This window comes from Acetobacterium sp. KB-1, from assembly GCF_003260995.1.
Taxonomy (GTDB): domain Bacteria; phylum Bacillota; class Clostridia; order Eubacteriales; family Eubacteriaceae; genus Acetobacterium; species Acetobacterium carbinolicum.
The window spans coordinates 19215-33240 of sequence record NZ_CP030040.1 but is presented as its reverse complement, the minus strand read 5'-3'; the positions used below and the strand labels follow the sequence as shown (position 1 = coordinate 33240).

The window sequence follows — 14026 nt, the reverse complement described above, 5'->3', positions numbered from 1 at the left end:
TTTAGTAAGTGAAATATCTTGTTATTATTTTAACGTTTTCAAGCGATCAACCCACTATTTACTACTATTTTTTATACTTTCCTTTTTTTACAAATTCTATTCATAATTCTGTAAACGGTTAAAAAAAAACGCCCTGAACAGTGTCTTTGTTCGGAGCGTTTTAGATTTCATTCGTAAAAATAGTTATTTTTTCATTCTTATTGTGTCACTTATTTAACTAGTACATTATGTAATTCTAATATACTTTTTATATTCTCTCTATTTTTTCTGTCTCGTTATCAAAATTAGCCGCCATTTTTTTATATATTAAGAAAATATTTTTAATTTCACGCTTTTCTTAACTAAAAATGATCCGATCAAGAAGCGATCATTTTACGCAAGCCCGACAATCTTACCGCCAATGGGCAACCAAAGTGTACAGAGTATGATAAAGGCCAGTTGCATCCAAATCGTTGCCTTTGGCATATCCGTCATCTTGTAATAACCAGCCGTATAGGTTATCAGCGGAATGGTATCAATGGGAAACAGATAACAATTACCGGCACACAATCCCAGAGTAATAATTAGCAATGCCGGATGAATGCCCGTTGTTGCTGCCAAGCTGATAATTACCGGTGTCAACACCCCAATCAAAGCAGGAGCTACCGGTACAACCAGCATAATGATAAAACACATTGCCGCGACAAAGAATACCCCTTCCATTGTCGAAATAGTCAGACTGGTGGGTAAGACATGAGTGACAAACCATTCACTGACACCATTGGTCACAATGGTGTTGGCAATACATAAAACCGTCCCAATCAAAACAAAAGAAGTCCAGCTTACCGCTTTGATGTAGCGGTCCCAAGTTAAAATATCGATCCCTGGCAGGAAAAATAACGAACATCCTATCAGAGCAACCACAGTAACATCAATTCCTGATACAAAGGAACTGAGAATCCAGAAAAACATCATCCCTGATGCGATGGTAATAACTTTCCATTCGATTTTTGAAATCTTTTCTTTTACGGCAATGGTTTTTAAATATTCCTGTATTTCTGACTGATCAATTTCAGCCGGCGGATATATTTTCATCAACACAAACCAGGAAAATGGCACCATTAACACAACAATGGGAATGGCACAAATCATCCATTGAATAAAGGTAATCTGAATACCAGCAATGTTTTGCAATAAACCGATGGTTAGGATATTAATCCCACTGCCAGCAGGGGTCATGACTCCGCCTAGCATGATGGCGACCGGGATCCCGATCATTAGTGGTCTTGCTGTTTTTTTACGGTCCGCTTCATTTTTGAATAGTTTTAAAAAGCCTGCTCCAATTCCCATAAAAACAACCACCGTCGGCACATCCGTAACCACCGATGAGATCAGCCCTCCAGCAACCATGATTGCTAAAATACATGTTTTTACGTTTTTACCAAACTTCTCCAGTAAAAGATGGAGGACGCGTTGCACAATTGGCGTTGATGTCACTGCTTCAGCCAAACCAAACGAAGCCAGTACAAAAAACAACATCGTATTGCTAAATCCAACCAAGCCGGTTGCAAGATTTTTAGTTACGCCCAGAATTGGCAGCAAAGCCAGACTTAAGAAACAGATAACCCCTACTGGTAGTGCTTCTGTTATCAGCATGATCAAAAAGAAAATTAAAAGTCCTATGGTAATAAATCCAATATCCGTCAAACCTTCTGGAATTGGCAGAAGGAAAACTGCAATCAGTACCCCTATGCTCATGATCATTCCTAATAGCTGTTTTTTATTCATAATCCACCTCAAGATATTTATCTCTAAAATAATACAGACAAGAAGTCGATTCAGATCTTGAAAAGACTTCCTGTCTGTAATCATAAACCTTCATCAAATCATAAATAAAAATTAGATTTGATTAGCGTATTTCCCTAAATCAAAACATTTCCTTTGACATTTTGTCTATTTCAGTATTAATTGTTTCGTATACACCGGGGAACGAGTCAATCGGCAAGCCGGAGGTCTGAGATGGAATAAAATATAGTTTTCCATTTTCTTGACAGGTTTTTTTAACATATTCAGCGACAATTTCCGGTGTCCAGCCCGGGAAATCAACAAGACCGCTATGGATACCACCCATAAAGGTAATCTTGTCGCCATATTTTTTGATCAATTCAGGAATATTATTGGTATTCATGACTCCCTGCCAGATATCAATGCCCATTTCAATCATGGATGGCACCAGGTTAGCTGCATAGCTATCGCTGTGGTGAACAATTAGTTCAACGCCATTATCTTTATAATAGCCATAGATCTTCTTGTAAGCGGGCTCAAAAAATTCTTCAAACATTGCCGGTGAAATAAAGGAGTTAATCTGGCTGCCCCAGTCATCATGATGGAAAACAGCATCCGGATGAAGATGATCGACAAACTCTTTAGCCAACCGAAGTTCAAAATCCACCAGGTAGTCAATCAGTTCATGCATCGCTTCAGGTTCTTCATAATAAGCCATTAAGGCTTCTTCCATACTCATCAGATAATGGACATGTTCAAAAAGGCCCGGAGCAACAAAAACAGTAACATACTTGTCATTCCGATCAACAGCATTGGCATCAGCAATGGCAGTCGCCCAAGCTTCCTCGGGATATTCAAGTTTTGGTGCTTTCACGTAATCCCGCCACTTCGTAATATCTTTAATCACAATATGTTCTTTGTCATGAACCGGGAATGAACCTAACTGCCCTTCCGGCCAGCTCAAAGTAACACCCCATTCATTAACAATTTGCCCCCCTACTGGCGGTTTTAAACGGCTAATCGGAGTTTTCATCATTAACGCAAACGCTTCATATTGTTTGACAAAGCGGTCTGGATTTCCACCTTTTAATACTTCCGCAAGGTTTTGTCTTTTTGTTAGCATCATATTTTCTCCTTTTATGGTTTTTAAATGGATTTATCATTTCGAACCGAAGCGAGTATAACGCGCTTCGGTCGAAAAATAAGATTTATCCCTGTTGTTTTCGTTCAGCAACTTCTTTGTTCATTTCAGCCATTCTTGTTGGTGTTAATGTATATAGTCCAAACATTAACACTAATCCGATAACCATAATGATTGCTGGATATAATGCAAAGCCATTTTTAATTGCCTGTACCAGTTCTGGTGTTACCGCCATATCAGCTACGTAACCAACAGAACCTAAAACTGCTGCAATGATTACCGAACGGATAAAGATCGATATTTTTATTGGGAAACTGATGAGTGACATAATGAAACCGCGAGCATTTTTCCCTGTTTTCCATTCACCATAATCTACCGTTGCAGAGTACATGGCAACACCCAGTGAATCAGGCAAGCCATAGCCAATATAGGCAACAAACATAATAATCTTAAATGCGGTTGCTTCAAGCGGCATAAACCACACCAGTAATAAGCCGATAACTAAAAGACTCAGTGCGATCATGTAGGTTGTTTTTTCGCCTAGACGCTTGGCAATCGGTGCCGCAATCATGGCTGCAAAGAAGCTTGAAATGGTTAATCCTGTCATAAACAAAGCTAATCCCGGCAGATCTTCGATAACATATTTAAAGTAGTAGAATGCCATTCCAAAAATTACAAACCGACCTAAATATCTACCCAGTTCTACTAACATTAATCCCAACAAAGGCGGATTAACAACAATTTGTTTGAGCATTTCTCCAATAGACATCTTTTCAGCTGGTTTTCCAGCTTTAACTTCTGTACCGTTTTGAGCATATTCTTTTGTGATAACATAATAAATGATGTTACAAGTAATCATGATCGCACCAGTAATCGCTGCCATATAAGTATAGCCTAAAACTGGGTTGCCAACACCAGCGCCGATGGCAGTGATTGCTTTTACCCCAAAGTAAGAAAACGCCAGAGCACCAGCAGCATTAAACATCCCCCGGTTGCTAGCCATGGAGATTCGCTCTTCACGAATGGTGGTCAGTGAATTGTTCATCGAAATATGGGCTGCATAGAATGTATTCCAGACCAGATGACTGATGGCAAATCCTAAAAAGATAATAATGGCATTAATCTCTGCTGTGCCACCAATTTGTGAAAACTGCAAAATATAAAAGAGTGCCGCGACGGGTGGTCCAACCAGCAGCCATGAACGGTATTTACCCCATTTCATGTTGCTTTTTTCTAAAATAACCCCCGCGGTTGGTACTGCAACAATATCTACGATACTGGTTACCAATAAGATAGTACTTACCAAAGCCAACGGTATTTTTGCAAAATCTGTAAGAAATGCTGCAAAAAACATAACTTCAATATTGACCATGGTCTGAAATCCGAACGACGGCAATCCATAAAGATTAATGGCCGACTTTTTTAATGGTTTGTTCATAATTTTTTCTCCTTTTTAGTATAAACTTAAATATCAATTCCTTTTTTAATAGCTGTTTGCATCACATGCATGAACAGTCAGTCCTCATCTTCCAACAATCAAACACTTAATTTATCCATTCGTTCCTTCACCCGATATTTATTTTGCACCATCCCTTCCATATATGATGCAATTCTTTTACTACTCCTTTCTTAATATTATTCAAAATTTGACGGGGAAGCACTAAAGATTTTCAGAATTTTGTGATCTTTTTCGTAAACCGTAAATAAAATTGTAATTACTATTGCATTTTCAACATCATTGTACTCGTATTCAATGAGACTGTCAATGGTTTTTTTAGTAAAATATATCAGTTAATCTATTTTTGACGCCATTGTACTCGTTTACTTTTCGTATTTTTCTGAATAATCTATATTTTCTCGTTATCTGTCTCATTCTACATAGCAGCTTTTTATCACAGGTCAATCATCACCATATTATTTTTGTTTTTGATTTGTAATTTATTTCCGATCACATTTGTAAATTTTATTATTCCTCTTTTAGCTTGATTAGCCCTTTTTGTTTGTCGTTCTATTTCATTCCCTTTTTGGCATTCATTTAATCACACCCAAATAAAAAGAACCTCTTTCGAAGTTCTTTTTTTGAAATTACGCATTTTTTCAGTAATTTTACTTGTGGTCTGTTTATTAAAACTGTCTGAGTTTATTTTGTCAATGCGTACATACAAGAGTCTTGAATTACTCCATTTTTACAAATACTCTTTCGAAAAACACCTTCCAGTTCAAACCCAGCTTTTTCAAGCGTTCTTCGAGCCTTCTGGTTTTCTGAAAAAGGACGGGCATAAATTCTTACAACATCCGATTCTGCAAAGGCATTTTCACAGACTTGTTTAATCGCCTGGGTCATGATCCCCTTCCCCCAGAAGGGTTCGCCTAACCAAAAACCCAGCTCTCCGCTTTTACTGCTAACATCCTCCTGCATAAGTAAACTGATCGACCCGGATGCTAAATCATCAATAACAACCGCTCTGTTTAACAGTTTCCGTTTATTCTTATGAATACTTTTTGAAATAAAAAGATGTGCATCATCTAACGTATAGGGATAGGGAAATGTATTTCTCAGATTTCTCGCTATCTTTTCATTATTGGCCAGGGGTACGATACTTTCAGCATCACTCAGTTTCCACTCTCTTAGTCCAAATTCCATTTTCATAAACCTCCTATTATAATTCAATTCTTGCGTTTTTGTTAAAACCCAATTTGTGCACGTCTGCTTTATAATTTTCATAAGGTTAACACCTCTCACTATTTATGTCAATATTTTTCCTTTTTGCGACAATATATTGCATTTACTTGTTTGTTATTTCTCAAACAATTTTCAAAACAGAAATATATTGTTCGTTATTTAACAAATCAAGTTTGTCGGAATTACTAAGTTTGGGCGTTTATTATTCGGGTAACTTTAATATTTGTTTGCACTATATAATAATGGTTTCACATACTATTTTTCAAAATTTATATTTTAAGGTGAAACACTTTTTGATTTTTCTAGTATATTAAAAGGAAAATAATTGATATTTATTGGAGCAACTGTTTAGTTTGTTTTTTTGCTCGTTTTATTTTATATTTGACCGATGCTTGGCAAAATTATTTCTTGCTAGAAATTTCATATGATGTGATAACTTTAACAAATAACAAAACGAACAAAATTGCAAACTATTGCTTTTTTATTGCTTTCCTTCCTTTTTAACGTCTTTATTTTTATGTAATTTCTGATCACTTTCCATCGGAAATCAACGTGAAAACGATGCATAATTAAGCATTACTTAAGGAACGATTTCCTCCCGCTATCGTTTCTTCTTAATTAAATGGAACTAAATTAATTGGTACCTGCTCAATTGCAATCATCACAATTTATTATAAAAAAAGTGTTTCCTGTTATAACAGCAAACACTTTTTTTATAATGAATCAAAAGACTATAATTTTACGAATTACTTGTCTTTTACCTGATCGCAGTTAATTACACTATAAATTAAACCTGCTTAAATTATTAACTCATCCAGAATTTCAGATCCACTGGGTTTTGCCTGAATTCCAATTCTTAGAAATTAGTCTCTAGAATTCAATGACCTTTGGTTCGGCCGTAAAAGACGAAATAGTTGCTACTGCATCTTTTAAATATAATACTTGTGTATTGTCGTCATTGGCTGAGTACATATCTTGTAAGCTTGGGTAAGCATCCAACATACTTTGTTTTGCTTCAAGTCGATCATCTTCAACGGCAACTGCTTGAAGTCGGATCCATGTTTCACCATTAAAAGCTGAAATTTCAACCTTCGGATTTGTCATCATCTGTTTTGAAACAGCTTTTATTTTCCCTGTTTGAATATAAAGTTTGTCCTCAAAGATGTTGATTGTTCCGAAAGGACGAACGCGTGGTTGATCGCCTTCTTCCGTTGCTAAAAAATACGTACCACAATTTTTCAAATAATCATACACTGCTTCCATTTTTTCTCCTTCGCTCATTATTGATTTGACATCGCTGCCAGTTATATTATAATTTTATATCATATAACAAATAATACAAGTACGATGTTTTAGTATTGTTACTACCTTATTAGATAGTATCCTCAGGAGGTATCATGGAAAACGATTTATTTGGCATCTGTCCATTTGTGACAACACAAAAAATTCTGACCGGAAAGTGGACGTTGCTTATTATGCACTGTTTAAGTGAACGCACCCTTCGATTTAATGAATTACAAAGAACACTCCCCTCTCTAACTTCCACCACGCTGACTAAGCAGCTACGAATGTTGGAAGATCACGGATTGATTATCAGAACCGTATATAATCAAATACCACCCCGGGTCGAATACTCGCTGAGCGACCTCGGAAAAAATTTCAAGCCAGTGTTGGATGAATTAGAAATTTGGGGGAACCAGTATATTGAATTTTTAAAAAATAAAAATCAGATCTCTGACCAAACTAACGATGATACCAATAAAAATGAAATGACGAGTTTTTAACAAATTTTTAAATCAAGACATTTTATAAAATAAAACAAGTAAAACAACAGGTGAAACGATGACCAATCAACCCGAAATAAAACTATCCGTCCGGAATCTGGTGGAATTTATGCTCCGTTCCGGAAATATTGATTCTAAATTTATCAGCAATGCCAGTGCTCTGGAAGGAACCCGAGCCCACCAGAAGGTACAAAAAGACAATCAGGACAAGGGCTATACCGCAGAGGTATCACTAAAATACAACCTCGCATATGAAGGCTTCTACTTCCTTATCGAAGGCCGTGCCGACGGCATCATCACCACTGACACGGGGGTTGTCGTGGACGAGATCAAGTCCACCAGCCAGTCCCTTTCGGACATCGACGAAGATTATAGTCAAACCCATTGGGCTCAGGCTAAATGCTATGCGTTTATTTATACTATCCAAAATGAGCTGCCAGAAATTGGCGTCCAGCTGACCTATTTTCAACGTGAGAGTGATGAGATCAAGCAATTTCTAAAAGTCTTTACCCAAACCGAACTGACCACTTTCTTTTATGATCTGATTAATCAATACCTGGTCTGGGCCAGCCTGACTAGCGACTGGGTAACCAAACGAAATGCCGCCATCAGGGCCCTGGATTTTCCCTTTGAGAGCTATCGCCGGGGTCAACGAGAGCTGGCGGTGGCGGTTTATAAAACCATTACCGAACATAAAAAGCTGTTTGTTCAGGCTCCCACCGGGATCGGAAAAACCATGTCCACCCTGTTTCCCGCGATCAAATCGATGGCTGAAGGGCATACCGCTAAAATTTTTTATCTGACCGCCAAAACCATTGTCCGGGAGGTGGCCGAGGAAGCCTTTGCTAAAATGGCGGACCAGGGGCTGGCTTTTAAAAGCGTCACCCTCACCGCCAAGGATAAAATCTGTTTTCAGGAAGAAACCATCTGTGATCCCGATTACTGCGACTACGCCCGGGGTCATTTCGACCGGGTTAATCCAGCTATTCTTGACCTGCTGGAGCAGGAAAACCGCTTGACCCGACCGATCATTGAAGACTATGCTCACAAGCATCAAGTCTGCCCCTTTGAATTTTCCCTGGATTTAACCCTCTGGTGTGATTGCGTGATCTGTGATTACAACTATGTTTTTGATCCCCGGGTTTATCTCAAGCGCTTTTTTACCGATAATGGCGGCGACTACACCTTTCTGATTGACGAGGCTCATAATCTGGTGGATCGGGCCCGGTCGATGTTTTCGGCAGAACTTTATAAAAAACCGTTTCTGGAACTGAAACGCCTGTTTAAGGATACCGATCCCGGTATCGCTAAAGCCCTGGGAAAAATCAACAGCCACATGATCGGGCTGCGGAAACTGGCTGAGACCGACCAGCATTATCGCCAGCCAGAAGCGCCCAAGGATTTCTTGCCGCTGCTGCTGAAGTTTATTAATCTGGCCGAAGCGTGGCTGGTAAAAAATGAGGGCAACGAATCCCACAAACAGCTGCTGGAACTGTATTTTAACGCCCTGACCTTTATGCGCACCGCCGAATTTTACGATGACCGCTATCTGACCTACGTCGAAAACGCCAATGGTGACACCAAAATAAAACTCTTTTGTCTGGACCCCTCCCACCTGCTGGGCGAAGCCATTAAGCGCGGCCGGGCTGCGATTTTTTTTTCTGCCACCCTGTCTCCCCTTAACTATTTTGCAGAAATTCTGGGTGGCGATCCTGACAGCTATAAAATCAGCCTGCCCTCTCCCTTCGATGTCAAAAACCGGGAACTGCTGATTGCCGATACCATCTCAACCACCTTTCGAAACCGGGAAAAGACCTATCCCGCCATTGCCACGTGTATCAAAGCCATACTGGAGCAGCAATCAGGCAACTATCTGGCTTATTTTCCTTCCTATAAATATATGAACGCGGTATTTGAGATTTTTACCGAAACCTACCCGGAGATCATCACCATCCGGCAATCCCCTGAAATGAACGAGGCCGACCGCGAGCTATTCCTGAATCAGTTCCGACCGAAACCCGGCACTACCCAGGTCGGCATGCTGGGCTTCGGGGTGCTGGGCGGGATCTTTTCCGAAGGGGTGGATTTAAAGCACGAGGGACTCATCGGCGCCATTATTGTAGGTGTGGGTCTGCCTCAAATCTGTTTTGAGCGTGATATCATCCGCGATTATTTTAATGAAAAGAACAACGCCGGCTATGAATATTCCTACCTCTACCCCGGGATGAACAAGGTGCTTCAGGCCGCTGGACGGGTGATCCGAACCGAAACTGACCGGGGGGTGATCGTCCTCATCGATGAGCGGTTTGGTAGCCTCAGCTATCGCCAACTGTTTCCCCGTGAGTGGTTTCCCCACCGCCGGATTCGGACTGAGGCCGAGCTAAAAAAGGGTTTGCAGGATTTCTGGGCCATGCCCGAACCCCAAATTTGACGTAAAAAACATCTGCTGTCGTACTACGACAGCAGATGTCTGATGACCATGACAGGATGATAAAAAATCATCCGCGGTCCGCTAAAACCCATCACTTCTCGAATTTTCACCTGATTCTCTTTATTATAGCAGTGGCTTGGACACTGACTGCAAAAACCCTTGTTTTCGCCATAGTGGCAATGATCCAGACGGTTCAAGGCATAGCTTAACAGAGCCTGGCACTCATCACACAGATCCTGCGAACGATGTTTTTTACGGCAATAGATTCTTACCATCAAGGTGAGGATTCTTCTTTCCTTGTCTATTTTTCGCATCATGCTTTATTCCCTATCTTTCCTTGCCCTCCACAAACCATTTGGGTGCTTCATAATAGAGACAGACCTCTTTATTCTGAATCCGGCAGGTGTAGCGAATTCCCTGTCCGCCGACCTTCAGGGAAACACCCGGGCGCATATCCAAAACCCGGTCGATTATAAAAACCCGACCATCCTCCCATAAAACCTTTAAAGGAATAATTTTTCCATCTTCTTCAAATTTTGCAATCACCTGGACAAACTTTTTAATAGCCATTCTTCTCTAACACCTCCTTTAAAAGTAACCAATCGGATGGATAATGTGGTCTTTTTTGGGGTCCAGGCAGCTCATCTGATCCCCGATGGTGACCGCCCGCCGCACCGCCAGATTACCAAAACGCTTGCGCAAGTCATCGACGGTCTCATCAAGCCGAGCCTGCCGCACCCGGAGTTCTTCATTGCCAAACAGATCGAGCTGAATCGGGGTTGAATCCGGTACCAGATCGGTGACCCGCACCCCCATGGAGCGGATATCCGAGCTAAAATCATAATTGTTTTCAAACAGCGCGATGGCCGCTTCCGCTATTTCCCGGGTCAGATCCGAGGGCTTGGCCAATTTCAACTGCCGGGTGAAGCTGTGTAATTCTTTGTTTCTTACATGGATGGCCACGGTCAGGCAATAGCAGCCGGTTTCCCGTAACCGCATGGCCACACTTTCGGTAAGCATGTAGATGATAAATTTCACATCCTTCAGGTCTTTTAAATCCCGGGGAGTGGTGATACTGTTGCCAATGCTTTTAAGGATCCGTTCATTGCCGTTATAATGCTCGTCAAAGGATTTGACCGGGCTATCGTCCAACCCATTGGCAAACCGCCATAACACGGCACCCATTTTGCCAAATTGAAGCACCAGAAAATCCAGGGACGTTTTTGCCAATTGTCCGATTGTATAGATGCCATATTTCATCAATTTTTTCTTGGTTGAGCGGCCCACATAGAGGAGATCCCCGACCTCCTGCTGCCAGACAATTTTTTTATAATTATCCCGGGTAATCACGGTGATGGCATTGGGTTTCTTGTAGTCCGAACCAAACTTGGCAAAGATCTTATTCCAGGAAACCCCAATGGACACCGTGATTCCCAAATCTTCCTGAATATCCCGGTTGATTTTTTCGGCAATCACTGAGCCGTTGCCGTGAATCCGGGCACTGTTAGTGACATCCAGCCAGGCTTCATCCAGGCCGAAAGGCTCCACCTGATCGGAATAGCGATTGTAAATCTTGCGGGCCAGCCGAGAGAAGCGCAGATACAATTCATAGTTAGGGGCCCGGACCACCAACTCGGGACATTTTGCCCGGGCCTGCCATAGCACTTCCCCGGTTTTGACGCCAGCTTCCTTGGCTTTCTGGTTCTTGGCCAAAATAATCCCATGGCGCTTCTCCGGATTTCCCCCTACCGCCACCGGGAGATTTCTGATTTCGGGATGATATAAACATTCCACATTGGCATAAAAACTGTTTATATCCGAGTGTAAAATAATCCGTTCCATGGCTCACCTTTTTTAATCTACCTCATTCAAATTAGTACATATGTTCTATTGGTATTCTATACCCACTGGCACTCTTTGTCAATGCCTAAATTCTTAACCTCACCAAATCCCTCTTAGCGTCATTTTTATTTCATGTCCAAATTGTAACATCGCTGTTTGTATACCACTTTCAACTTATCCGAAGATTAGGTGAAGGCTTACTGTTTTCGGGACAAAAGAAAAAACAGAGGGTATGATCCTCTGTTTTAAGAAATTTGTACGCTTACTCGTTTGCAGTTTCCAATCAATCGGAGCACCACTGCCAGCTAACATTTGTGATAGAGTAAACAACGGTCGCTAAACCCTGCTGGCGGTATTCCTAGCCCCTGATTCAGTCTGGCCCAATAATTGACACTGGCAATGGTACTTGCCAACATAACGATTTCGGCTTCGGTAAATTCACAGGTCAGATTTTTAATGAATTGACCAGATAGATCGGGCGGGGTACGTGACAGACTGATGGCGTACTCCAGTGCCAGCAGCTCACGCAGGCTAAATGTATCAACAGACTGCACCTTCCGACGCCCCTGTAAGACTGCCAACTCGTCATCCGTTATCCCATTTTTAAGGATCCCGACGGCGTTCATGTCAATACAAAATGAGCAGGAGCAGATTAACGAGGCCTGGAGCCTAACTAGATTGAGTAGCCGCATCTCCTGATTATTCTTCCCTTTTGCAGTCATCATCTCCAAAACACCGGAACCAATGGCCGCTCTGGGATACCAGGTTAACATCCGGGCCGGCATCAAGTCTTTACCAGTTTCTTTTTTGGCGATGTACAATCCGATCCGAAGTAACAACGGTATTCTTTTCGGTGCTTTTATAAATGCTTTTGGTATTCCATTATTGCTATTTTTTTCTTTTTTACCCGTATTTTTCATTTTCCCCTCCGTTTATCTTTATATCGACTGTATACCATCATTATAACCAATTAAACACTGATCATAATCCGACTCCCAGAAACGAAAACAGCCGGAGAAAATTCTCCGGCTGTTGCTAGGTTTTCTTTTATGATGGATTGGTTTAATCAGGGTGTAAATTATTCTCCAGCACTAACTATTTTCCGGCATTGATCAGATCAATTTCCGTAGTAATCGCTTCATAAACGCCGGGGTAAACACTACCGGGACCACCTTGGGTAATACAAGGGATATAATAGTGTTTACCGCATCGGGCGACGGCTTTGCGCACTTCGGCGCCAACACTTTCCTGGGTCCAGTTTTCATCATCAATCAGGGAGTTGTCGATATCGCCCATGAACGAGATCTGGCCGCCGTACTTTTTAATGAGGTCGGGAACATTATTATTAGAAATACAGCCCTGCCAGATATCGATTCCCATTTCGATCATCAGTGGTACCAGATTGGCGGCATAGGAATCGCTGTGATGGACCACTAGCTCAACACCGTTAGCCTTATAAAAGCCGTAGATTTTTTTGTAAGCCGGTACGATAAACTCGGCAAACATTTCCGGTGCCATAAACGAGTTCAGAGAACTGCCCCAATCGTCATGATGGAACAGACAATCTGGTTTGTAATATTTGATCAATTCCGCGGCATAACGAAGTTCATATTCAACAATGTAATCAATTAAGGCATGCATTTCTTCCGGTTCCTCATAAAAACCCATCAGACAATCTTCCATCCCCATTAAATGATGGCATTGTTCAAAGACTCCCGGAGCCACAAAGACGGTGGCGAATACCTCGTTACGGTCAATTGCTTCAATGGCTGGTAAAAACGGGGCCCAGGCTTCGGCTGGTAAATCTGTTTTAGGGGCCTTAACAACGTCCCGCCATTTTGTAATATCCTGGAGCACCTTGTGTTCCTTATCGTGTAAGGGAAATGCTCCGGGGGTTCCCGCTGGCCAGGCAAAGGTAATGCCCCAGGCATTCTTTGCCGGTTCGCCACCAGGCATGGGAAAAGCGCCTTGTCCGGTAATCGGATCACCCATTATCATTCCGTAAATGGCATCGGTACACACAAAGGCCTCATACTGATTGACAAAGCGGTCCGGATTGCCACCTTTAATCGTTTCCAATAGGTTCTGTCGTTTCGTTAGCATAAATCATTTCCTCCTAAAAATAGTAGCGTTACACAATTTAAATGCGTATATATTTGTAAAATGAATTATATCACTAGTTTCAAAGAATTACAAGCATTACTTAACCGGTTAAATCTATATTTTTGATGACGTTATCATTGGCCTGTTGATAAGCTTCTTTAAAAATCCCATCAAGTTCGGGAGTTTCCTGATCCAAAGGGGATTTATTCCGTCTTTCTACTGTTTTAAATATAATTAAGAATTTTAAACCGTCTTGTATTGTGCATTCAATCTTTGGT

The 14026-nt window shown here is 41.2% G+C and carries 12 protein-coding genes; 2 read left to right on the top strand and 10 right to left on the bottom strand.

Annotated features, from left to right (window positions below; genetic code table 11):
• Positions 1-372: 372 nt before the first annotated feature.
• From DOZ58_RS00150 to DOZ58_RS00130, 5 genes are all read right to left on the bottom strand, one after another.
• Positions 373-1767 (bottom strand): SLC13 family permease, encoded by a 1395-nt coding sequence (locus DOZ58_RS00150; RefSeq protein ID WP_111886433.1) that lies wholly within the window; start codon positions 1765-1767, stop codon positions 373-375.
• Positions 1768-1906: 139 nt separating this feature from the next.
• The gene (locus DOZ58_RS00145) at positions 1907-2887 is read right to left on the bottom strand and encodes a uroporphyrinogen decarboxylase family protein (RefSeq protein WP_111889638.1); all 981 of its coding nucleotides are present in this window, start codon (positions 2885-2887) and stop codon (positions 1907-1909) included.
• Between the two features lie 85 nt (positions 2888-2972).
• Complete coding sequence (locus DOZ58_RS00140) at positions 2973-4343, bottom strand: MFS transporter (RefSeq protein WP_111886432.1); 1371 nt, start codon at positions 4341-4343, stop codon at positions 2973-2975.
• 702 nt (positions 4344-5045) lie between these two features.
• A complete protein-coding gene (locus tag DOZ58_RS00135; protein ID WP_242988550.1) occupies positions 5046-5555 on the bottom strand; it encodes a GNAT family N-acetyltransferase in 510 nt (169 codons plus the stop codon).
• A 903-nt stretch (positions 5556-6458) separates the two neighbouring features.
• Complete coding sequence (locus DOZ58_RS00130) at positions 6459-6851, bottom strand: pyridoxamine 5'-phosphate oxidase family protein (RefSeq protein WP_111886431.1); 393 nt, start codon at positions 6849-6851, stop codon at positions 6459-6461.
• 134 nt (positions 6852-6985) lie between these two features.
• On the opposite strand from DOZ58_RS00130, the gene DOZ58_RS00125 reads away from it, so the two are divergent.
• Together DOZ58_RS00125 and DOZ58_RS00120 are read left to right on the top strand one after the other, a co-directional pair.
• A complete protein-coding gene (locus tag DOZ58_RS00125; protein ID WP_111886430.1) occupies positions 6986-7372 on the top strand; it encodes a helix-turn-helix domain-containing protein in 387 nt (128 codons plus the stop codon).
• A 58-nt stretch (positions 7373-7430) separates the two neighbouring features.
• A complete protein-coding gene (locus DOZ58_RS00120; protein ID WP_111886429.1) occupies positions 7431-9803 on the top strand; it encodes an ATP-dependent DNA helicase in 2373 nt (790 codons plus the stop codon).
• A 23-nt stretch (positions 9804-9826) separates the two neighbouring features.
• Here DOZ58_RS00120 and DOZ58_RS00115 read toward each other — a convergent pair whose 3' ends face one another.
• The 5 genes from DOZ58_RS00115 to DOZ58_RS00095 all read right to left on the bottom strand — a co-directional run bounded on the left by DOZ58_RS00115 (position 9827) and on the right by DOZ58_RS00095 (position 13748).
• The gene (locus DOZ58_RS00115) at positions 9827-10120 is read right to left on the bottom strand and encodes a nitrous oxide-stimulated promoter family protein (protein ID WP_371414185.1); all 294 of its coding nucleotides are present in this window, start codon (positions 10118-10120) and stop codon (positions 9827-9829) included.
• A gap of 10 nt (positions 10121-10130) precedes the next feature.
• Positions 10131-10373, bottom strand: coding sequence for a hypothetical protein (locus DOZ58_RS00110; RefSeq protein ID WP_204355440.1), 243 nt, complete (start codon positions 10371-10373; stop codon positions 10131-10133).
• 18 nt (positions 10374-10391) lie between these two features.
• Positions 10392-11645, bottom strand: a complete 1254-nt coding sequence (dinB, locus tag DOZ58_RS00105; RefSeq protein WP_111886428.1) for a DNA polymerase IV — start codon at positions 11643-11645, stop codon at positions 10392-10394.
• Between the two features lie 305 nt (positions 11646-11950).
• Positions 11951-12565: a carboxymuconolactone decarboxylase family protein gene (locus DOZ58_RS00100; protein ID WP_111886427.1), complete on the bottom strand. Its 615-nt coding sequence runs from the start codon at positions 12563-12565 to the stop codon at positions 11951-11953.
• 175 nt (positions 12566-12740) lie between these two features.
• A complete protein-coding gene (locus DOZ58_RS00095) occupies positions 12741-13748 on the bottom strand; it encodes a uroporphyrinogen decarboxylase family protein (protein ID WP_111886426.1) in 1008 nt (335 codons plus the stop codon).
• Between the last annotated feature and the right edge of the window lie 278 nt (positions 13749-14026).

Bases quoted from the DNA above. Each gene is read 5' to 3' on its own strand.
- DOZ58_RS00125 (WP_111886430.1), top strand. From the start codon at position 6,986: ATGGAAAACGATTTATTTGGCATCTGTCCATTTGTGACAACACAAAAA.
- DOZ58_RS00100 (WP_111886427.1), bottom strand. From the start codon at position 12,565: ATGAAAAATACGGGTAAAAAAGAAAAAAATAGCAATAATGGAATACCA.
- DOZ58_RS00110 (WP_204355440.1), bottom strand. From the start codon at position 10,373: ATGGCTATTAAAAAGTTTGTCCAGGTGATTGCAAAATTTGAAGAAGAT.
- DOZ58_RS00120 (WP_111886429.1), top strand. From the start codon at position 7,431: ATGACCAATCAACCCGAAATAAAACTATCCGTCCGGAATCTGGTGGAA.
- DOZ58_RS00140 (WP_111886432.1), bottom strand. From the start codon at position 4,343: ATGAACAAACCATTAAAAAAGTCGGCCATTAATCTTTATGGATTGCCG.
- DOZ58_RS00135 (WP_242988550.1), bottom strand. From the start codon at position 5,555: ATGAAAATGGAATTTGGACTAAGAGAGTGGAAACTGAGTGATGCTGAA.
- DOZ58_RS00150 (WP_111886433.1), bottom strand. From the start codon at position 1,767: ATGAATAAAAAACAGCTATTAGGAATGATCATGAGCATAGGGGTACTG.
- DOZ58_RS00115 (WP_371414185.1), bottom strand. From the start codon at position 10,120: ATGATGCGAAAAATAGACAAGGAAAGAAGAATCCTCACCTTGATGGTA.
- DOZ58_RS00095 (WP_111886426.1), bottom strand. From the start codon at position 13,748: ATGCTAACGAAACGACAGAACCTATTGGAAACGATTAAAGGTGGCAAT.
- DOZ58_RS00130 (WP_111886431.1), bottom strand. From the start codon at position 6,851: ATGGAAGCAGTGTATGATTATTTGAAAAATTGTGGTACGTATTTTTTA.
- dinB (WP_111886428.1), bottom strand. From the start codon at position 11,645: ATGGAACGGATTATTTTACACTCGGATATAAACAGTTTTTATGCCAAT.
- DOZ58_RS00145 (WP_111889638.1), bottom strand. From the start codon at position 2,887: ATGCTAACAAAAAGACAAAACCTTGCGGAAGTATTAAAAGGTGGAAAT.